The 20230-nt window shown below is 65.7% G+C and carries 17 protein-coding genes; 4 read left to right on the top strand and 13 right to left on the bottom strand.

What is annotated here, in order from left to right; genetic code table 11:
* Positions 1 to 42 precede the first annotated feature (42 nt).
* Entirely contained in the window at positions 43 to 3279 is a 3237-nt protein-coding gene (gene ileS / locus BST47_RS01235) for an isoleucine--tRNA ligase (RefSeq protein WP_083123374.1), read from the bottom strand.
* A gap of 284 nt (positions 3280 to 3563) precedes the next feature.
* The gene (locus tag BST47_RS01240; protein WP_337360507.1) at positions 3564 to 4136 is read right to left on the bottom strand and encodes a hypothetical protein; all 573 of its coding nucleotides are present in this window, start codon (positions 4134 to 4136) and stop codon (positions 3564 to 3566) included.
* Between the two features lie 217 nt (positions 4137 to 4353).
* On the opposite strand from BST47_RS01240, the gene BST47_RS01245 reads away from it, so the two are divergent.
* Both BST47_RS01245 and BST47_RS01250 read left to right on the top strand, forming a co-directional pair.
* On the top strand, positions 4354 to 4725 hold the full coding sequence (locus BST47_RS01245; protein ID WP_083123376.1) for a transcriptional regulator: 372 nt from the start codon (positions 4354 to 4356) through the stop codon (positions 4723 to 4725).
* Between the two features lie 43 nt (positions 4726 to 4768).
* A complete protein-coding gene (locus BST47_RS01250; RefSeq protein WP_083123377.1) occupies positions 4769 to 5506 on the top strand; it encodes a hypothetical protein in 738 nt (245 codons plus the stop codon).
* 13 nt (positions 5507 to 5519) lie between these two features.
* Here the strand turns inward: BST47_RS01250 and lipL are convergent, their stop codons facing one another.
* Genes lipL through mutA form a run of 4 tightly spaced genes read right to left on the bottom strand, consistent with a single transcriptional unit; the run spans position 5520 to position 11978 of the window.
* Positions 5520 to 6791 carry an esterase/beta-lactamase LipL gene (gene lipL, locus BST47_RS01255; RefSeq protein ID WP_083123378.1) on the bottom strand — a complete coding sequence of 424 codons (1272 nt, stop codon included), beginning with the start codon at positions 6789 to 6791 and terminating at the stop codon, positions 5520 to 5522.
* A 59-nt stretch (positions 6792 to 6850) separates the two neighbouring features.
* Positions 6851 to 7831: a methylmalonyl Co-A mutase-associated GTPase MeaB gene (meaB, locus tag BST47_RS01260; RefSeq protein ID WP_083123379.1), complete on the bottom strand. Its 981-nt coding sequence runs from the start codon at positions 7829 to 7831 to the stop codon at positions 6851 to 6853.
* The gene (scpA, locus tag BST47_RS01265; RefSeq protein ID WP_083123380.1) at positions 7828 to 10125 is read right to left on the bottom strand and encodes a methylmalonyl-CoA mutase; all 2298 of its coding nucleotides are present in this window, start codon (positions 10123 to 10125) and stop codon (positions 7828 to 7830) included. The genes meaB and scpA overlap by 4 nt, the downstream gene beginning before the upstream one ends.
* 2 nt (positions 10126 to 10127) lie before the next feature.
* Positions 10128 to 11978 carry a methylmalonyl-CoA mutase small subunit gene (gene mutA, locus BST47_RS01270; protein WP_083123381.1) on the bottom strand — a complete coding sequence of 617 codons (1851 nt, stop codon included), beginning with the start codon at positions 11976 to 11978 and terminating at the stop codon, positions 10128 to 10130.
* A gap of 152 nt (positions 11979 to 12130) precedes the next feature.
* On the opposite strand from mutA, the gene BST47_RS01275 reads away from it, so the two are divergent.
* A complete protein-coding gene (locus tag BST47_RS01275; protein ID WP_107528829.1) occupies positions 12131 to 12874 on the top strand; it encodes a TVP38/TMEM64 family protein in 744 nt (247 codons plus the stop codon).
* Here the strand turns inward: BST47_RS01275 and BST47_RS01280 are convergent.
* Both BST47_RS01280 and BST47_RS01285 read right to left on the bottom strand, forming a co-directional pair.
* Positions 12862 to 14079, bottom strand: a complete 1218-nt coding sequence (locus BST47_RS01280) for an SPFH domain-containing protein (RefSeq protein WP_083123383.1) — start codon at positions 14077 to 14079, stop codon at positions 12862 to 12864. The two genes, BST47_RS01275 and BST47_RS01280, sit on opposite strands and share 13 nt — an antisense overlap.
* A gap of 31 nt (positions 14080 to 14110) precedes the next feature.
* The gene (locus BST47_RS01285) at positions 14111 to 14542 is read right to left on the bottom strand and encodes an NfeD family protein (protein WP_083123384.1); all 432 of its coding nucleotides are present in this window, start codon (positions 14540 to 14542) and stop codon (positions 14111 to 14113) included.
* Positions 14543 to 14601: 59 nt separating this feature from the next.
* On the opposite strand from BST47_RS01285, the gene BST47_RS01290 reads away from it, so the two are divergent.
* Entirely contained in the window at positions 14602 to 15462 is an 861-nt protein-coding gene (locus BST47_RS01290; RefSeq protein WP_083123385.1) for an Rv1486c family protein, read from the top strand.
* Between the two features lie 90 nt (positions 15463 to 15552).
* On the opposite strand, the gene BST47_RS01295 is transcribed toward BST47_RS01290, so the two are convergent.
* Genes BST47_RS01295 through BST47_RS01315 form a run of 5 tightly spaced genes read right to left on the bottom strand, consistent with a single transcriptional unit; the run spans position 15553 to position 20227 of the window.
* Positions 15553 to 16554, bottom strand: coding sequence for a ferrochelatase (locus BST47_RS01295; protein ID WP_083123386.1), 1002 nt, complete (start codon positions 16552 to 16554; stop codon positions 15553 to 15555).
* 3 nt (positions 16555 to 16557) lie between these two features.
* Complete coding sequence (gene inhA, locus BST47_RS01300; RefSeq protein WP_083123387.1) at positions 16558 to 17364, bottom strand: NADH-dependent enoyl-ACP reductase InhA; 807 nt, start codon at positions 17362 to 17364, stop codon at positions 16558 to 16560.
* Positions 17365 to 17382: 18 nt separating this feature from the next.
* Positions 17383 to 18150 (bottom strand): 3-oxoacyl-ACP reductase FabG1, encoded by a 768-nt coding sequence (fabG1, locus tag BST47_RS01305; protein ID WP_083123388.1) that lies wholly within the window; start codon positions 18148 to 18150, stop codon positions 17383 to 17385.
* Positions 18151 to 18193: 43 nt separating this feature from the next.
* On the bottom strand, positions 18194 to 19204 hold the full coding sequence (locus BST47_RS01310) for a VWA domain-containing protein (RefSeq protein WP_083123389.1): 1011 nt from the start codon (positions 19202 to 19204) through the stop codon (positions 18194 to 18196).
* A gap of 15 nt (positions 19205 to 19219) precedes the next feature.
* Positions 19220 to 20227 carry a VWA domain-containing protein gene (locus BST47_RS01315; RefSeq protein WP_083123390.1) on the bottom strand — a complete coding sequence of 336 codons (1008 nt, stop codon included), beginning with the start codon at positions 20225 to 20227 and terminating at the stop codon, positions 19220 to 19222.
* Between the last annotated feature and the right edge of the window lie 3 nt (positions 20228 to 20230).

Below are 20230 nucleotides of genomic sequence, written 5' to 3' on the forward strand. Positions count from 1 at the left end.
CACGACGCACTGCACAGACTTTGGCTGCACCATCTCGGGGAGTTAGGGCTTGGCTACTTTCACCATGAACACTTGATAGCCGCCGCCGACAGACCCAGTCAGTACGTCGCCATTCCTTTGTACCCTGCCACCCTGCATATCCAGGCTTGACGCTGATGACTGCCGGAGAACGATACCTGCGTCGTGCTTGAGTTCGAAGTTCAACGCTAGAAGCTCCTTCTTAATGAGGGCCTCGAAGTCGTCCCTCCACCCGTTTGGCAGCGAAGGGACGCTAAGGACTAGGTCGATGCGGTCGCCGACATCGAGTTGGCCCTGCCTACGAAATTCTTGAAGCTCCCGAATCATGTCTCTGGCCCAACCTTCGGCTTCCAGCTCCTCGGTGACCGTGCCGTCGAGCACCACCAATCCGGCATCGTGAGGCAGCGCTGCGGTGAACTCCGGGTCGACAGCAACCAGTTTCGATGTGAATTCCCCAGGCCCTAGCACTGTCGTCCCGACGGTCAGGGTGCCTGCATCTGGATCATAGGTGCCCTCGCCCGCCCTAACCTTTTTGATCACCGCCTGCACGTCCTTGCCCAGCCGCGGTCCGGCGAACTTTGCGTTCACCGACAGTTCGAAGCGTCCGTAACGGCGGACGTCGTCGGTCAGCACGACGGCCTTGACGTTGAGCTCGTCGGCGATCAGACATCTGAACTCTTCCCATTCCTCGTCAGACTGTCGCAGTATCGACGGGTTCTCCAGCGCCACCGTCAGCCGCGACAACGGCAGCCGCACACGAAGCTTGTGCGCCTTCCGTAACGACGAGGCGGTCGAGCACACCTCGCGAACCTGATCCATCGCGGCCACCAACTGAGGATCCCTTGGTAGCAGGTCTGCCTCGGGCCAGTCGGTCAGATGTACCGACCGATCCCCGGTTACCCCGCGCCAGATCACTTCCGTCATGAGCGGCAGCAGCGGCGCACCGAGCCGACACGTCACCTCCAGCACGGTGTGCAGCGTATCGATGGCGTCGGGATCCTCTTCCCAAAAGCGCGAACGCGACCGTCGCACATACCAGTTCGTCAACGCATCGGTGAACTGTCGTAGCTGGTCGCAGGCGCCCGAGATGTCGCAGACATCAAGCGATTCGGTGAGGTCGTCACGCAGCTCGGCGAGCTTGGCCAGGATGTAGCGGTCCAGCACGTTCGGCAAGTGGGTCCGCAACGTCCCCTTCTTTGGCGCGTAGAGCGTCAAAAAGGTGTAGGCGTTCCACAGCGGCAACAACACCTGCCGGACACCTTCGCGGATGCCCTGTTCGGTGACGATCAGGTTGCCGCCGCGCAGGATTGGCGAGGCCATCAGGAACCAGCGCATGGCGTCGGAGCCGTCGCGGTCGAAAACCTCGGTGACGTCGGGGTAGTTGCGCAACGACTTGCTCATCTTCTGGCCGTCGTTGCCCAGCACGATGCCGTGCGCCACACAGGTCTTGAACGCTGGACGGTCGAATAGCGCAGTGGCCAGGATGTGCATGGTGTAGAACCACCCACGGGTCTGCCCGATGTACTCGACGATGAAATCGGCGGGGTTGTGATCGTCGAACCACTCCGCGTTCTCGAACGGGTAGTGCACCTGACCGTAGGGCATCGACCCCGAGTCGAACCACACGTCGAACACGTCCTCGATGCGGCGCATCGTGGACTTTCCGGTCGGGTCATCGGGATTCGGGCGAGTGAGCTCGTCGATATACGGCCGGTGCAGGTTGTCCGGACGTACGCCGAAGTCGCGCTCGAGCTCGTCGAGACTGCCGTACACGTCGAGCCGCGGGTATGCCGGATCGTCGGACTTCCACACCGGAATCGGGCTGCCCCAGTATCGGTTTCGCGAGATCGACCAGTCGCGGGCACCCTGCAGCCACTTTCCGAACTGGCCGTCCTTGACGTGCTCGGGGTACCAGGTGATCTCTTGGTTCAGCTCGACCATGCGGTCGCGGAAATCGGTCACCTTGATGAACCACGACGACACGGCGCGGTAGATCAACGGGTTCCGGCAGCGCCAACAGTGCGGATAAGAGTGGTCGTATGTCTCGTGGCGCAACAGCACCGCGCCGTTGACGGCCGCCGAGCGTCCCTGGTTCTTCAGATCGCGGATGATCTGCGGGTTCGCGTCGAAAACGTGCTGGCCGGCGTATTCGGGCACCGTGGCGTCGAACCTGCCCTTGGTGTCCACCGGCGTGACGGCGACGATGTCGGCCGCCTGGGCCGTCGCCATGTCGTCCTCGCCGTACGCCGGCGACATGTGGACGATGCCGGTGCCGTCCTCGGTGCTGACGAAGTCCGCAGGCAGCACCTGAAAGGCGTTGCGCGCCCCCTCGCCGTCCATGAAGTACGGAAACGGCGGAAGATACCGCGTGCCGAGCAGCTCGCGTCCGCTGTAGGTGGCCACCACCTCGGGCTCGTCTCCCACTTCGCGGGCATAGGCCGCCAACCGCGCCTGTGCCAGCACGTAGCGGCGGCCATCGGGTGCCCGCACGCAGACGTAGGGGATGTCGGGGCCCACCGCGACCGCCTGGTTCGACGGCAGCGTCCAGGGCGTCGTGGTCCAGATGAGAAGGAAGGCACCGGCTAGTTCCTTGTCGTCGCTGTCGACCACCTTGAATCCGACGGTCAGCGCCGGGTCCTGGCGCATTTGATAGACGTCGTCGTCCATCCGCAGTTCGTGGTTGGACAGCGGCGTCTCGTCGTTCCAGCAGTACGGCAGCACCCGGTTGCCCTCGTAGGCCAGGCCCTTGTCCCACAGCTGCTTGAACGCCCAGATCACCGATTCCATGAAGCCGAGATCCAGCGTTTTGTAGTCGTTGTCGAAGTCGACCCACCGGGCCTGGCGGGTGACGTACGCCTGCCATTCGTCGGTGTACTTGAGCACCGAAGCGCGGCACGCTTCGTTGAACTTCTCGATGCCCATCTCTTCGATCTGCGCCTTGTCGGCGATGCCAAGCTGACGCTGCACCTCGAGTTCGGCGGGCAGGCCGTGAGTATCCCAGCCGAAGCGGCGATCCACCTTGTAGCCGCGCATGGTGCGGTACCGCGGCACGATGTCCTTGACGTAGCCGGTCAGTAGGTGGCCGTAATGCGGAAGACCATTGGCGAACGGCGGACCGTCGTAGAACACATAATCCGGCGATCCGTCCCGGCGTGCGATGCTGGCACGGAACGTGTCGTCGGAGTTCCAGTAGTCCAGGACGTCGGCTTCCAGCGCCGGGAAATTGGGCGCTCCGGCGGCCGGCTTCGGATAGGCGGTCACGTGTCTCCTGTGCCTGATTGAGGCCTCCGGCCTCGGAAGCCCATCAGCGGCACGGGGACGACGTTCGCGCGGTGCGCGAGCGCCGCGGTACCACCCCGCTTGCGTACATCACCTGATTCGACGATGTACGCCGCTCACTTAGGGCGATGACGAGCCCACCCGTTCGGTTCTACTGAGCTGGAATCAGCCGTTCTTCCGAAGGCTCCCCGGTGATGGCCGGATCGACGCCGTTCTCGCCAAGTCTAATGACGAGCGCAAATCGCATGCACCGCGCGAGGCAGGTCTCAGACGGCAGGCTGCGCGTCCGTGGTCATCTCGTAGAGCGCGCGCGGGAACTGCTCGGCCAGCTCTTCGATGGTGTAGGGCTCGAAATAGCTCGTGTCGTACCACCAGTCCACATGAACCAGACCCTGGGTGCGGTAGACCCTCATCTCCAGCGCGTGGCCGAGCCCCGGAGGCGCCTCCTGCACCGGCACCGGCACCGAGCTCTCGGGCACCTGGCCCAAATAATTGAAGTACACCTCCGACATCGCGTTGTCGGTGCGCTCGGATGCCGAGGCCAGGGCGTTGTGAACGCCGCGGAGAACGTCGGTGGCGCTGGCCTGCGCAGCCGTCACACACATCACCGGGACGGCATCGAGCAGGCTGCCACGTTCGCTGGCCACGTCGATGGGGACGATGCCCTCACCGAGTGTCCTGGCGATCGTGCGAGCGAGCGCCGCAAGGAGGAGTTCGTCGGTTGGCGCACCCAACCACTCGGAGGCTCCCTCGAGTTCGGCGGTGAGTTCCTCGTTGTCGGGAGTCGACAGCCGCACCATGCCCGCGGCACGAGAAGGGTCCGGGACATCATGATCCACCACGTGGATCGTTGCTAATGCAATTTCAGTAAAGGACTTAAAGGCCTCTTTAGCCGTCATACGCAACTGAGAAGCAACCATGGCCCCAACGATAGCCCAAGTGTCCCAAATTTGGGATAGGCCTCCCGAAACTGTGACGGCAGTGTCAATTAAGGCAAACCTTTCCGGTTTGCGGTTCGTACTGCCCATTTTATGAAGATTGCTTTATTGTAGGAAGGTGCCACGTACCGACGAGAACGGCAGACAGCTAAAAGCCCTGCTTGATTACCTACTTGACGGCGACGTTGACGCCAAAGACATTTACGACGCGCTCGGGATCTCGAGCAGCACGTACTACCGGCGCATCAAGGAAGCCGACTACCCCGACGCCGAAGAATTGCGCCGAGTGTCGGATAGATTCGGCGTCAGCTACCCAGACCTGCAGATCAGGTTCGGCCTGATGAGCGAACAAGAAGTGTGGAGCTACATCGAGTCGGCGCCATTCGGCAGGACCGCTCTGCGGGAGACCGCCGCCATCCGAACCAGCCATCGAACCCGTGCACCAAAGCTCTCCGAGCTGAAACCGCGCAGTGACGCGCCCCCGCTGTAGCTCTATACTTTGCTGAGTACACCGCGGCTCGAAAGCGACATTCATGGGTCTGACAACTCTTATTGCGATCACGCTTTGCTGTATCGCGTGGAGTTTGTGGATTCGCCGAGTTACATGGTCGTCCCGTTGGGAGTTCGCCGCAACTCTGAACATCGCTTTGCAGGGCGGCGCGGTTCTGCTTATGTCACCGTGGGCCTCGGAGACGGTGGGCGCCTTTCTCCACTCGCTGACAGGTAAGTGGAACCTCGAGGACTACATCGGCCACGATCTGTACATCGTCGCCGCGTCGGCGGTCGTGTACAACGCGCTGGGCCGGCTGCAGCAGGATCACGAACTGCAGCGGTCGTTCAAGCAGTACGTGGAGTACCCCGCGACGCTGTGCATCCCGCTGCTGCTGGTGGCGTTCACCCTGGGTAACGGCGCGAAGATCTACAAGGCCGACTTCTTCCAGGTGCCGACGGACTTCTGGCTGAACATGTACTGGCTGCTGCTGTGCGGCACGCTCATCTACCTGCTGGGCTACGGCGCCCGGGCGCTGCTCGTCTTGCGTAAGGACCCGCGCTCACGCACGGTCGCCAACATCTACCTCGTGTCGTCGGCCGCGGGCATCGCCGCCTGCCTCGTCCGACTGGCGACGGCCTTCATCCCCCAGCTGCAGGCGATTGACGGCGGCACCACACTGGTCTGGGTGTTCGCGTGCATGTGCGGCGCCGGGTTTGCCATCACCTCGGCCGAGTCTTGGCGCAAGAAGACCAGGTGGTTTTCGACGGCGAAGAGCTGAGGTCGACTTCGGCTCAACCCGCGACGGAGCGGGTGACCTTCTTGTACGGCGCGCCGAGCGCGGGCATCGTTTCGTACCCACGTCTACGAGCGCGGGCGGCATCGCGGCGGATCAGGGTCTGCAGCCCGGCGAACGTCGCCTGATCGAGGACCATCCGCGTCAACAGCCGGTTGTGCACGAACCCGAACGACATCCCCGTCTCCGGGTCCGCCCAGCCCACCGAGCCGGCGAGCCCCGCATGCCCGAAGCCCGGCATCACACCGGGGATCGGCACCGAGTGGTACCCGAGGTGGAACGATAGCGGCACCCAGATGTTGCGGTCCGGCGCGAAGCTCGGCTCGCCGGTGAGGCCCTCGACCCTTTCGCGTGACAGAAACTGCGTGCCGTCGACGCGACCACCGTTGGCGATCGCGCCGTACATCCTGGCCAGTGCGCGTGCGGTCGTCACACCGTTGGCGGCCGGGATTTCGGCGTCCAGAAACGGCGTGTCGCCCTGCACGACCGCCTTCATCCCCGGGAAGTACATCGATCCGAACACGCCGGAGACGCCCATGGCGGCGATCCGGGGCGCCACGAAGTTGAACACCGGATTGCTCAAAGTGCCCTGGGGCGCCAGGATTTGCGCGGCACGAGTCGGCGCGGTGGCCGGCGGCCGGCCCAGGTGCAGCCCGTCGGTGTTCAGCGGTTCGGCCAATTCCTCACGGATCAGGTCCCGCATGCCCTTGCCGGTGATGGCGCGGCCGAGCCCCGACATCAGCCAGCCGTAGGTGAGCGCGTGATACGCCTGATGGCCATACAGCAGCTTGTTCACCGGTGCGGCGGCGATCCGCCGCTCCATCGCGTGGTGGTCGAGCAGTTCGGCCTTGCTGACCCCGTTGAGATGAGACAGGCCCGCGCGGTGTCGCATGACGTCGCGCACCGTGATGTCGTCCTTGCCGTTCTCGCCGAACTCGGGCCAGTACTCGCTGACGGGCATGTCGTAGTCGATCAGGCCGCGGTCGGCGAGCCGATGGATCACCGTCGACGCCAGACCCTTGGTGACCGAGAAGACCATCGTGCCGGTGTCGGCTGTCCAGTACTCGGTGCCGCGGCGGTCCGAGTAGCCGGTCCACACATCGACCACGGGCTCACCGTGCAAGTAGACGGAGAGGGCACCGCCGCCGAATCGTTTACCGGGGAACAACTTCGAGAAGGCCCGCAGGGTGCATGCAAAGTTCGAATCCGCTGCGCCCTGAACCCTGTGCGGGAGCGCTGCGCTGCGCCCCGCGGGTTTGACACCCGTCACAATGCATACAATTTACCTGCAGCCCCGGCAAATAAACCGGGTGTTACCGAAAAGTTAGGTTAGCGCACGTCGGACGCGTCCAAGATCTGTTGTGCAGCAAGCGCGGGCGTCAGCTCACCGTCGCGGACCTGGCGCTCGACTTCGGCCCGGATCTCCTTAACCGCGGGATGCGACAGCACACGGTCCAGCACGGTGTCGCGAACCATCGACCACGTCCACTCGACCTGCTGGGTGCGCCTGCGGGCCTCGAACTCGCCGGCCGCGGTCAACACCTCGCGGTGCTTCAGCACCGTGTCCCACAGCTCGACCAGGCCGTCGCCGGTCAGTGCACTCATGGTGAGAACCGGTGGGCGCCATAGCGTTTCGCGTGGATAGATCAGCCGGATCGCACCGGTCAGTTCGCGCGCGGCCGCCTTCGCCTCCACGGCATGCTCGCCGTCGGCCTTGTTCACCACCACAATGTCAGCGAGCTCCAGCACGCCCTTCTTGATGCCCTGCAGCTGGTCGCCGGTGCGCGCCAAAGTCAGAAACACGAAGGTGTCCACCATGTTGGCGACGGTCACCTCCGACTGCCCGACACCCACCGTCTCCACGAGGATGACGTCGAACCCGGCGGCCTCCAGCAGCACGATCGTTTCGCGGGTGGCCCTGGCAACCCCGCCCAGCGTGCCGGACGTAGGCGAGGGGCGGATGTAGGCGTCGGGATGCACCGCCAGTTTCGCCATGCGGGTCTTGTCCCCGAGGATGGAGCCACCGGTCCGCGTCGACGACGGGTCGACCGCCAGCACCGCGACGCGGTGCCCCTGCTCGATCAGGTGCATACCGAGCGCCTCGATGGTCGTCGACTTTCCGACACCCGGCACGCCGGTGATCCCGACGCGCATGGCATCACCGGACTCGGCCATCAGCTGGAGCAGTAACTGCTGCGCCTGCTCGCGGTGGTCGGTGCGGGTGGACTCGACGAGCGTGATGGCCTTCGGCAGCGCCGCTCGGTCGCCGCGCCGAACGGCGTCCGCTAGTTCAGAAACCGGGAAGTTCATCTACTCAGGTCGTAGCCCAGCTGCTCGGCAAGCTTCTGCAGCAGGCCGATTGCGGCGTCGGCGATCACGGTGCCGGGCGGGAAGATCGCGGTCGCTCCGGCCGCGTACAACTCGTCGAAGTCGCCGGGCGGGATCACCCCGCCGACCACGATCATGATGTCCGGCCTTCCCGCCTCGGCAAGCGCCTCGCGCAGCGCGGGCACCAATGTCAGGTGGCCCGCCGCGAGCGACGACACGCCGACCACGTGCACGTCGTTGTCCGCCGCCTGAAGCGCGACCTCTTCCGGCGTGGAGAACAAGGAGCCGACATCCACGTCGAATCCGATGTCGGCGAACGCCGTCGCGATGACCTTCTGCCCACGGTCGTGGCCGTCCTGGCCCATCTTGGCGATCAGGATGCGTGGCCTACGACCGTCGGCCTCGGCGAACTTCTCGACGAATTCGGTTGCTTTGCCGATTCCAGTCACGTTGCCACTGCTCCCCACCTCGTCACGGTAGACGCCGGCGATGGTGCGGATCTCGGCGACGTGCCTGCCGTACACCTTCTCGAGCGCATCTGAGATCTCGCCGACCGTCGCGTGGGCACGGGCTGCGTTGACGGCCAGCGCCAGCAGGTTGTTGCCCAGGCCGTCCTCCCCTGCCGGTCCGGATTCACCTGCGGCGCTGGTCAATTCGGCCAGCGCAGCCTGAGTTGCCCCCTCGTCGCGCTCGGCGCGCAGCTTCTCCAGTTTCGCGATCTGCTCGGCGCGTACGCGGCTGTTCTCGACCTTGAGGACTTCCACCTCCTGGTCCTCGTCGACCTGGTATTTGTTCACGCCGATCACCGTCTGGGCACCGGAATCGATGCGGGCCTGCGTCCGGGCGGCCGCCTCTTCGATGCGCATCTTCGGGATGCCCTCGCTGATCGCCTGCGCCATTCCGCCGTGGGCGACGACCTCTCCGATGTGCATGCGCGCTGCGGTGGCGAGCTGGTGGGTCAGCCATTCGACGTAGTACGAACCACCCCACGGGTCGATCGGACGTGTCGTTCCGGACTCCTGCTGCAGCAGCAGCTGGGTGTTGCGCGCGATACGAGCCGAGAAGTCGGTCGGTAGCGCCAGCGCCTCGTCGAGCGCATTGGTGTGCAGGGACTGCGTGTGCCCCTGAGTGGCCGCCATCGCCTCGATACAGGTGCGCGCGACGTTGTTGAAGGCGTCCTGCGCGGTCAACGACCATCCCGAGGTCTGCGAATGAGTACGCAACGAGAGCGATTTCGGACTCTTCGGATTGAACTCGCCAACCAACTCGCTCCACAGCAGCCGCCCGGCGCGCAGCTTGGCGACCTCCATGAAGAAGTTCATGCCGATCCCCCAGAAGAACGACAGCCGCGGTGCGAACTTGTCGATGTCCAGGCCGGCATCCAGGCCCGCCTTGATGTACTCGACGCCGTCGGCCAGCGTGTAGGCGAGCTCGAGATCGGCTGTGGCACCCGCCTCTTGAATGTGGTACCCGGAGATCGAGATCGAGTTGAACTTCGGCATCTTCACGCTCGTGTAGCCGAAGATGTCAGAGATCACCCGCATCGACGGCTTGGGTGGATAGATGTAGGTGTTGCGGACCATGAACTCTTTGAGGATGTCGTTCTGGATGGTCCCCGCCAGCTTCTCCGGGGGTACGCCCTGTTCCTCGGCGGCCACCACATAGAGCGCGAGGATCGGCAGCACGGCACCATTCATCGTCATCGACACCGAGACGGTGGACAGGTCGATACCGTCGAACAGCTGTCGCATGTCGAGAATGGAATCGATTGCCACACCGGCCATTCCGACGTCCCCCTGGACACGCGGATGATCGGAGTCGTAGCCGCGATGGGTGGCCAGATCGAAGGCCACCGACAACCCCTTCTGCCCGGCGGCGAGGTTGCGCCGGTAGAACGCATTCGACTCGGCCGCGGTCGAGAATCCCGCGTACTGCCGGATGGTCCACGGCTGGTTGACGTACATGGTCGGGTACGGGCCGCGGACGAACGGCGGCGCGCCGGGGAAGGTGTCCAGCGGATATCCGGCATCCACCACGGCGTCACGGTCGGCGGCGATGTAGACCGGTTTGACGTCGATACCCTCGGGAGTGACCCAGTCGAGCTGCTCGGCGGTGTAACCGTGCGCGGCGGCGGCCGCGGCGACGTGCTCGGCGACCGCGGCCTCCGTGGCAGGCTCGGCCGTCTTCGCCCCGTGCAGGGGTACGTCGGCGAAGTTGGTGATCGCGCCCGGTTCAACGCCAGGAACCGGCTGGCCGGCGACATTGGACATCGTCATGGTCACGCCCCCAATCGGGTGAGAAGTGCCGACAGGGCGGCGATCGCGTCGATCTTGGCGGTTAGGTATTCATCCGGCTTGTTGGCGGCTTCGGCAACCGCTTTTTCCGGACCGGCAAGGTAGATGTGCGAAACACCGGCCCCGCGGGCGGCTTCCACCACGCCCGACGCCTCCTGCGCGTAGCGGGCGTCGGTGCCGCAGATCACGGCGGCGACCGCTCCACCGGTATCCGAAACCGCTTGTGCGATACCCGCGGCGTCCAACGGCCCCGGGTTGACGGCCTCGACGCCGCCGGATGCCAGCAGATTCGCCGCGAACGTCGTGCGGATGTTGTGTTCGGACAGTGGGCCGATCGGCAGCAGCAAGGCGGTGGGCCGCGAACCGTGCTCGGCGAGATAGGCGTCGGATCGATCCCGCAGTGCTTCGAAGCCCGCCGCGTAGCGTTGCACACCGGGAACCGGGTCGGACGGTGGCAACGGCATTTCCGAGAGGTTTGGATACTCGTTGACACCGGTGATCGCCGTACGACGGTGCGCGATGTCGTCGCGGCGTTTCTCGCTCACCTCTGCGATCTGTGCGGCCAGATAGTCGACCGCAGCCGTGAAACCGCCGCGGGATTCGATGTCGCGGAAGTGCTTCCACGCCTCCTCGGCAAGTGCGCGGGTGAGATCTTCGACGAACCACGACCCGCCCGCGGGGTCGAGAACACGCCCGATATGCGACTCCTCCAACAGCAACAGCTGGGTGTTGCGGGCCATCCGCCGCGCGAAACTTGCTGCGGTGCCGGGCCATCCACCGGGGATGGTGCTATCGAAGGTATGGACCTGGACGGTGTCCGCTCCCCCGACGCCTGCCGCGAAGGCGGCGACTGTCGTGCGCAACATGTTCACCCACGGATCACGTTGAGCCATCATCGGTTGCGAGGTCACTGCGTGCACTCGCGCCGCGCCGGCGTCGGCCGCGCCGACCACTTCGGCCACCCGGGCCCACAGCTGTCGTGCGGCACGCAGTTTGGCGATCGTCATGAATTGGTCATCGTCCGCGGCGAACCTGAAACTGATCTGGCGCAACGCATCCGGCGCCGGAACCCCGCTGTCGACCAGCAGGCGCAGATAGCTGACCCCCGCGGCGATGGCGCCCGTGAGCTCCCACGATGCGCTGGCACCGAGATCGTGAAACGCCGGACCGTCGATCGTGATGGCCCGGACACCCCCGCCGTAGGCGATCGTCTTCTCGACGGTGGCGACCACCTCGTCGGTTGACGGCGCCGCACGGCCGCTGAGTGTCGCGGTGAGCGGGTCGGCACCGAGATCGACCGAAAGTCGCGCTCGCCGTTCGTCATCCAGGTCGGTCACCAATGCCAGCACCGCGTCCGCGGCGGCGGTGAAGTCGGTGCCCGCGTCCAGCACCACGGGAACGAGTTCGAGAAACACGCCCTCGAGGAGCCGGTCGAGCTCATCGGCGCTCACCCCGGTGGGCCCAACATCGAGGATCAGTGCGCTGGTGCCCTCGGTGAGCGCGGTCAGCACAGCGCCGTTTCCGTCGACGACCGACACCTGGCCCGGCGCCGGAAACGCCTCGGCGACCTTCCAACCGGATTTGACGTCGCGCAGACCGTCGGACCCGCGAATGAAGGGCCAGCTGCCGGGCAGCGGCGCCTCAGGCTGGGAGTCGAGAATCGTGTACAGCGGCCGAATCGGAAAGCCCTCGTAGGTCGGTGTGTCGAGGAGTTGCTCAGGCGCCTCGCCGAGATCGGCAGGATCCTTGCGGCTGCTCTTGGCGAGCACTCCGGCTACGGCGGCGCGCCATTGCTCGCGATCCGATTCAGATCCCGCAGATGTATCTACCGACACCGGCTTCTCCTGTTGTCGCGACGTGTGACCTCTGTGTCTAACACGACCGCTCACCAGGCTAAATGATCCCGGTCACGCGGTTGACCACCGGTCGGCGGTCGCACGGCGTGCTGGCCGGTGGCCGCAGGCCGTGCAAAGTAGTCTTGGCGGACGTGAATACCGTCGTCAGCACCCTGCGCGCGCTGCGCGGCTCGGTGGTCGCCACGGCGGCCGCGGTGCCGCGGCGACGGGTGTTCGCGATCCTGACCGCGATTGTGATTCTTGTCGCAATCGCGCTGCTGGTCCCTATGCCGACCGCAGTTCAGCTGAGAGATTGGGCCAACTCGGTCGGCCCCTGGTTCCCGCTGGCGTTTCTCGGTGCGCACATCGTGGTGACGGTCTTCCCGTTCCCGCGTACGGCGTTCACGCTGGCCGCCGGGCTGTTGTTCGGACCGGTCCTCGGCATCCCGCTCGCGGTGTCGGCGGCCACCGTCAGCGCCGTCATCGCGCTGCTGCTGGTGCGCGCGGCCGGCTGGCAACTCAACAAGCTGGTGCCCCATCCGAAGGTCGACGCGCTGGACGCCCGGTTGCGGGAGCGCGGGTGGCCCGCCGTCGTGTCGATGCGGCTGATCCCCGCCGTGCCGTTCTCAGTGCTGAACTACGCGGCAGGGGCGTCGGGGGTTCGGGCGCTCCCGTACGCCTTCGCCACGCTGGCCGGGTTGATACCCGGCACCGCGGCCGTGGTGATCCTCGGGGATGCGCTGACGGGCAGCGTCAACCCACTACTGGTCCTGATCTCGTTCTGCACCGCATGCGTCGGTGCGGCCGGGCTCGCTTATGAGATCCGCGCTCACCGCCGCGATCGCACTCGCGATCAGACCACCCGCGATCAGACCGAGGTCTCCTACCGGGAGTGAGCGCCGCCGCCGGGGCCCTGCGGCGGCACGTTGTATTGCGAGGGCGGTTGCTGCTGCTGCGACAGCGGCGGGTACTGCGGGGGCGGATCGATCGACCCGGCCACCGGTTTGCGCGCCTCGGCTTCGGCCTTCGCGACGGCCTGCGCGATCTCCGGATCGGTCTGGGTGTTGAACCAGGCGGCCACCTCGGCAGAATCGTCCTCCGGCCGTTGGATGTCCTCCTCGACCGGCGACGGCTCGTAACGGAAGACGCCGTCCGTGCCCGGCGCGCCGAGCATCTTCGTGAAGCCCTGGAGTGCCGACCCGAAGTCACTTGGCACGAGCCAGACCTTGTTCGCCTCGCCCTTGGCCATCTGCGGCAGTGTCTGCAGGTACTGGTAGGCCAGCATCTCCGGAGTCGGTCGGCCCCGCTTGATGGCAGCGAACGTCTTCTCGATGGCCTTGGCCTGCCCCTGGGCCTGCAGGTACGAGGCGGCACGCTCGCCCTGGGCGCGCAGCATGCGGGATTGCCGGTCGGCCTCGGCGGCCAGGATCGCCGCCTGTTTGGCGCCCTCGGCGGCCAGAATCTGCGACTGCTTCTGGCCCTCGGCCTGCTTGATCGACGCCTCTCGAGTGCCTTCGGCGGTCAGGATCATGGCGCGCTTCTCGCGCTCGGCCTTCATCTGCTTTTCCATCGACTCCTGGATCGATGGCGGCGGATCGATGCTGCGCAGCTCGACACGCGCGACACGCAGTCCCCATCGACCGGTGGCTTCGTCGAGCACACCGCGCAGCTGGCCGTTGATCGAGTCACGCGACGTCAGGGTCTGCTCGAGCGTCATGCCGCCGACCACGTTGCGCAGAGTTGTGGTGGTCAACTGCTCGACGCCGACGATGTAGTTGCTGATCTGGTAGACGGCCGCCTGCGGATTGGTGACCTGAAAGTAGACGACGGTGTCGATGTTCACCGTCAGGTTGTCCTCGGTGATCACCGGCTGGGGCGGGAACGACACCACCCGCTCGCGCAGGTCGACGCGCGCGCGGATCCTGTCGATGAACGGCAGCAGCAGCGTCAGCTGTCCCGACACGGTCTTGCTGTAGCGGCCGAGCCGCTCGATGACCGCGGCCTCGGCCTGCGGGATCAACGCGATGGACTTGGCCACGATGATGGCGGCGAACACCACCAGCACGGCCACCAAAATCAGGCCGGCGACGGCACCATCCATGAAAGTTCCTTCCCTAGTTGTCCAGTGTTCTCTAGACGACTTTCTGAACGACGGCGGTCGCGCCGTCGATTTCCACGACGGTCACGTGGTCGCCGGGTTCGTAGACCTCGTTCTCGTTCAGCGGGCGCGCGGTCCAGACCTCGCCGTCGAGCTTCACCTGTCCCTCGTGGCGGCCGACCCGGTCGAGCACCAGCGCGCTTTTGCCCTCCAAGGCCTTCGCGGGCTCGGGCAGACCCTTGCCCGAGTTGAAGTGCCTCCGCAGCGCAGGCCGAACCAGCACCAGGAGCAGCACGGATACGACGGCGAAAACTGCGCCGTGTACCCACAGGTCGTCGAAGATCAGGCTGGATCCCGCCGCTGCCAGCGCACCGCCGCCGAGCATGAGCAGGAACAGGTCGCCGGTCAGCGCCTCGGCCCCGGCGAGGGCCAGCGCGGCGATGAGCCAGATCAGCGCAGCAGGCATGCCGCCAGCCTAGCGCGTAGCCGACCCGATGAGCAGCTAACTACTACACTGCGGGAATCATGTGGTGTCCGAGTGTTTCGTTGTCGGTTTGGGCGAATGCCTGGCTTGCCGGAGCCGCCGCGCCCGACGATGTCCTGGATGCGCTATCTCAATGGGCGCCAAGACATTCCGTTACCGCCTACGACTCGGTGGCGGCCGGCCGCACCGGCCTGCCCTGGCCGGATCTGACCGACGCGGGCGCGGTCTCGCTGTTGCAGACGCTGCGCACCTCGGTGGGCCGGACCAGCGGAACACCGGCGCTGGGTGTTGCCCTGCCGGTCCCCGGCGATGTCCGCGGACTCCCTGCGGGCACGCAGTTTCAGCGCGACGCCGTGGCCGCGGGCGAGGCGCTCATCGTGGCGGGTGACCCGGCCCAGGCCATCGGCCTGGTGCCCGACTTCGAGTACCCCGATATCGCCGAAGACGGAGACCAACCCGATCTCGAAGCCGATCCGTGTGCGCTGTCGTGGACGGTCTATTCGGTGCCCGGTGCGGTGCCCCTCGAGGGTATCGACCTCGGGGAGGCGGAATACACCATGCGCTCCGCGGTCCGCTCCGCAGCCGACGCACTCGGCGCACTGCACGCCGAAGCTGCGGGCGCCGACATCGAGGACCCACGTAGTCTCGTCGAGCAGGTCGTGGAATCTGAACGGCGGCACAGCATTCCGGATCATGCGCCCACCCGGGCGCTGCGGGTGCTGGAGAACGCGGCATACATCGACGCGATCATCACCGTGAGCTCAGGCCTGATCCCGATCGGGCTCAACAGCTCCGCGGACGTGCAGACGGCCAGCGCGGCGCTGCGACCGCTGAACGGTGTCGTGCGGTCGGCACGCCTGGCTGCCGTCAGCGCGATACTGCACGCCGCCTGGCAACGCTGACAGCGCGGCACTCACCACCGCCACGGCCACCAGTGCCGGTAGTAGCCGTACCCGAACACCGGACCGCGGTAACCCATTACGGGACTCCGGCTACCTGCTAACGCACTGGGGTGTGCAAACCACCCCGTCGATCGAGAAGCCCTGTAGCGGCGGGGATTCCGGATCCGGCACCCGGCTGGGATCGCGGTCGGTGCGCAGTTCGTCGAGGAGATCGGCCACCACATGAGCGAGGTGCGCGTTCGGCGTCGAAGCCCTGGCGAACGCGATGCGCGAGTCTGCCGCCTGCAGCCTGAGTTCGTGGTCCAGATCCCACACCACCTCGATGTGATCCGCGACAAAGCCGATCGGGCATACGATCACCGCATCCGTCCCCGCCTCGACGAGCGCGGCGAGGTGATCGCCGACGTCGGGTTCCAGCCAGGGGACCTGCGGTGGCCCCGAGCGCGACTGCCAGACCTGGTCATAGTCGTCGTAACCCGCCGCGGCCGCGACGAGCTTGGCGGCGTGAGCGACCTGCCGCGCGTAAAGGTCTGTGCCACAACGAGAGCTGCTGGAAAGTGGAATGGAGTGGGCGGTGAACACCAACCGCGCATGGCCGGGCACCGTCTGTGCAGCGGCGGTGATCGCGTCGCTGAACATCTTCACGAACAACGGATGGTCGTAATACTGACGCAGTTTCACCAGCCGCGGCGCATTCACACCCGCGGCCTGCCTGGCCCTCGCGATGTCCTCGACGTACTGGGTGCAACCCGAGTAGCCGCCCCACGCCGAGGTGGCGAAGACGGCGGCGTTGCGCACGCCGTCGGACGCCATCGCCGCAACGGCGTCTTCGACATAGGGCTCCCAGTTCCGGTTGCCGAAATACACCGGCAGGTCGATCAGACCGCGCAACTCGTCGATCAGTGCGCGGTTGATGCCGTTGATCGGTGACACGCCACCGAAATGCTGGTAGTGCTCGGCAACGGACGCCAGCCGCTCGGGTGGTATCCCCCGGCCCCTGGTGACGTTCTCGAGGAACGGCATCACCTGGTCCGGCCCCTCCGGCCCGCCGAACGACAGCAGCAGGACGGCATCGAAACCCGAGTTGTCCATCCCTTACAGCAATTGTGTGCTGGCGCCGCCGTCGGCGTAGATGATCGTGCCCGTGGTCGCGGGCAGCCAGTCCGACAGCAGCGCGCAGACGGTCTTGGCGACCGGGGTCGGATCCTTCATGTTCCACCCGATGGGGGCGCGCTGGTCCCAGCCCTCTTCGAGCAGCTTCATCTGCGCGCCGGCTTCCTCACCGAGCGCGCCGCCGACGATGGCGCTCATCGCGAGCGTGCGGATCGGTCCGGCGGCAACAAGATTGGAGCGGACACCGTGCGGACCGGCTTCACGTGCGACGAATCGGTTGACGGACTCCAGCGCACTCTTGGCGACCGTCATCCAGTTGTAGGCGGGCATCGCGCGGGTCGGGTCGAAGTCCATGCCCACGATCGCGCCACCCGGGTTCATGATCGGCAGCACCGCTTTCGCCAGCGACGCATACGAGTAGGCGGAGATGTGAATGCCCTTGGCAACGTCCTCGTACGGCGCGTCGAAGAACGGGTTGATGCCCATACCGGTCTGCGGCATGTAGCCGATCGAGTGCACGACGCCGTCGAGCTTGTTGCCGTCGCCGAGCGCCTCGGTCACCCGGTCGGCCAGTGTGTCGAGGTGCTTCTCGTTCTGCACGTCGAGCTCGAGCAGCGGCGCCTTCGCCGGAAGTCGGTCGGCGATGCGCTGGATCAGCTTCATCCGGTCGAAGCCGGTGAGCACCAGCTCGGCGCCCGCCTCCTGGGCGACCTTGGCGATGTGGAACGCGATCGAAGAGTCGGTGATGATCCCCGTGACGAGGATTCGCTTGCCTTGCAGAAGTGTCATGTGAAGTCCTTTGTCTTCCTAGTGGCCCATGCCCATGCCGCCGTCGACCGGGATCACCGCGCCGGCGATATAGCTCGCGTCCTCTGACGCCAGGAAGCTGACCGCCCCGGCGACCTCCTCGGCCGTCCCGACCCGCTTGGCCGGAATGAAATCGAGCGCGCCCTCCTGGATCCGCTCGTCGAGCGAGCGGGTCATCTCGGTGTCGATGTAGCCGGGGGCCACCACGTTGGCGGTGACGCCGGCCTTCGACAGCTCCCGCGAAATCGAGCGGGCCATGCCGATCAGACCGGCCTTGGCCGCGGCGTAATTGGCCTGGTTGCCGATTCCCCAGCTGCCCGACACCGAGCCGATGAAGATGATCCGTCCGAAGCGTTTGCGCTGCATACTGCGCGACGCCCGTTGCGCCACCCGGAACGCCCCGGTCAGGTTGGCGTTGATGACCTCTTCGAAGCGCTCCTCGGTCATCCGGATGAGGAATGCGTCCTTGGAGATGCCGGCGTTGGACACCAGCACCTCGACCGGACCCTGATGCTCCTCCACCTCCTTGAAGGCGCGGTCGACGGCTTCGTTGTCGGTGACGTCGCACACGACACCGAACAGACCCTCCGGTGCTCCCGATCCGCGGTGCGTGACGGCCACTTTGTGGCCGTCTGCCGCGAGGCGCTTAGCAATCGCGAGACCGATACCGCGGTTCCCTCCGGTCACCAGCACCGAACGCGACACGAAAGGCGGACGGCCACCAGCCGTTTGGCCGGCGGTGTCGGCCGAGTCATCGGTCACAGTCATGCCCGCCAACCTATCGTCTGGACGCCATTTCTAAGAAATCGCCTCAGAGTGGCAGCCTGCGGTTGATCAACAAGCTGGCGATCGCCGCGGCCGCGGCCGCCAGCGCGGCAAGCCGCAGCCAGCCGGTGGTGGCCTCACCGCGGACCGTCTCGTAGCCGATCTGATCCTGCAGCGTCCCGTAGACCTTGTTCAGTTCCTCGATGTTGGACGCGGTGTAGGACTCACCGCCGGAGAGCTGAGCGATCTTCTTCATCATCTCGTCATCGACGGGTACGGGCACCTTCTCGTCGTTGACCTCCACCTCACCGTGCTCGGTGCCGAAGGAGATCGTCGAGATGGGCACACCCTGGTCCTTGGCGGTGCGGGCCGCGGTGAAGGCGCCCTTCGGGTTGTCGGGGTTCGACGGCACGGTCTCCTTGCCGTCGGAGAACAGCACGATGCGCGCGGGCGGCGGAGTGTCGCCGCCACCGATCACGGCGCCCACCGTGGAGATCGACGACAGTGCCGTGAAGATCGCTTCGCCGGTGGCGGTGCGATCGGACACCTGCAGGTTGTCGATGGCGCGCCGGCTGGCGTCGCGGTTCGTGGTCGGCGAAACCAGCACTGTGGCGGTGCCGGCGTACGCGATCACGCCGAGGTTGATACCCGGGGTGAGCTCGTCGACGAACCGTTTGGACGCCTCTTTGGCGGCGGTCAGCCGGTCGGGTTCGACGTCGGTGGCCCGCATCGACTGCGATACGTCGATGGCGAGCATGACGACCGCGCGGTTGCGTGGCAGTCGCTGGTCGAATGTCGGCCCGGCCAGGGCGATCGTGCAGAACAACAACGCGACACCGAGCAGCGCCGCGGGCACGTGACGCCACACGCTCGGCCGTTTGGGCGCCACGCTGTCCAGCAGCTCCGTATTGGCGAACTGCTGCAGGCGCCTGCGCCTGGCACGTTGGGCATAGAAGTACAGCCCGACGAGGCCCAGCACGACGAGGGAGAAGAACAGCAGCCACCAGATATGGGAAAAGCCTGTGAGGGAGACCGGCCCCAGCAGCGGAACGTTCATATCAGCTCGTCATCCCTAATTCGGCAGACGACGGTTGATGAGCAGCGCCGACAACGCGGCCAGCGCCAGCGCCAGCGCACCCAGACGCAGCCAGCCCACACTCGCATCGCCCTTGATCGTTTCGTAGCCGATCTGCTGCTGCAGGTTCGCGTACACCTGGCGCAGCTGTTCGAGGCTGGACGCGGTGAACGCCTCACCGCCGGACAGATCGGCGATCTCCTTGAGCATGTCGTCGTCGACGGGCACCGGCTGACGCTGGTCGTTGATCTCGACGTAGCCGTACGGCGTGCCGAACGAAATGGTCGAGATCGGTACGCCCTGGTCCTTGGCGGTGCGGGCCGCGGTGAAGGCGCCCTTGGGGTTGTCCGGGTTCGACGGCACCGTCTCCTTGCCGTCGGAGAACAGCACGATGCGCGCGGGTGGTGGTTCGTCGCCGCCGCCGATCACCGCGCCGACGGTGGCGATCGCCTGCAAAGCGGTGAAGATGCCTTCACCGGTGGCGGTGCGGTCGGCGAACTGCAGCTTGTCGATCGCGGCCTTGGTGGCCTCGCGGCCGGTCGTCGGCGAGACGAGCACGGTCGCCGTGCCGGCGTACGCGATCAGCCCGAGATTGATTCCAGGAGTGAGCTCTTCGGCGAACTGCTTGGACGCCTCCTGCGCCGCCGCCATGCGGTTCGGCGACACGTCGGTGGCGCGCATCGACTGCGATACGTCCATCACGAGCATCACCACCGCGCGGTTGCGTGGAATGCGGACATCGTGTGTGGGGCCGGCCATCGCGACCGTGAGGAAGACGAGCGCGATGACGAGCAGAATCGCGGGCAGGTGCCGCTTACGCGTAGGCCGTTGGGGTGCAACGCTTTCCAGCAATTCCATATTGGCGAACCGGAGCATGCGGCGGTGCCGGGCCAGCTGCACGAAGATGTACAGCGCGACGATGCCGAGCACGACGAGCAGGAATAGGAAGAACCAAGCGTGCTCGAACCCTGAAAGCGTGATCGGTCCCAATATCGGTAATGTCATGTA

This window comes from Mycolicibacterium tusciae (genome assembly GCF_002086795.1).
In the GTDB taxonomy this organism is placed as follows: domain Bacteria; phylum Actinomycetota; class Actinomycetes; order Mycobacteriales; family Mycobacteriaceae; genus Mycobacterium; species Mycobacterium tusciae.

Bases quoted from the DNA above. Each gene is read 5' to 3' on its own strand.
- BST47_RS01250 (WP_083123377.1), top strand. From the start codon at position 4,769: ATGGGTCTGACAACTCTTATTGCGATCACGCTTTGCTGTATCGCGTGG.
- meaB (WP_083123379.1), bottom strand. From the start codon at position 7,831: ATGAACTTCCCGGTTTCTGAACTAGCGGACGCCGTTCGGCGCGGCGAC.
- scpA (WP_083123380.1), bottom strand. From the start codon at position 10,125: ATGACGATGTCCAATGTCGCCGGCCAGCCGGTTCCTGGCGTTGAACCG.
- BST47_RS01280 (WP_083123383.1), bottom strand. From the start codon at position 14,079: ATGGATGGTGCCGTCGCCGGCCTGATTTTGGTGGCCGTGCTGGTGGTG.
- BST47_RS01285 (WP_083123384.1), bottom strand. From the start codon at position 14,542: ATGCCTGCTGCGCTGATCTGGCTCATCGCCGCGCTGGCCCTCGCCGGG.
- BST47_RS01290 (WP_083123385.1), top strand. From the start codon at position 14,602: ATGTGGTGTCCGAGTGTTTCGTTGTCGGTTTGGGCGAATGCCTGGCTT.
- BST47_RS01295 (WP_083123386.1), bottom strand. From the start codon at position 16,554: ATGGACAACTCGGGTTTCGATGCCGTCCTGCTGCTGTCGTTCGGCGGG.
- inhA (WP_083123387.1), bottom strand. From the start codon at position 17,364: ATGACACTTCTGCAAGGCAAGCGAATCCTCGTCACGGGGATCATCACC.
- fabG1 (WP_083123388.1), bottom strand. From the start codon at position 18,150: ATGACTGTGACCGATGACTCGGCCGACACCGCCGGCCAAACGGCTGGT.
- BST47_RS01310 (WP_083123389.1), bottom strand. From the start codon at position 19,204: ATGAACGTTCCGCTGCTGGGGCCGGTCTCCCTCACAGGCTTTTCCCAT.
- BST47_RS01315 (WP_083123390.1), bottom strand. From the start codon at position 20,227: ATGACATTACCGATATTGGGACCGATCACGCTTTCAGGGTTCGAGCAC.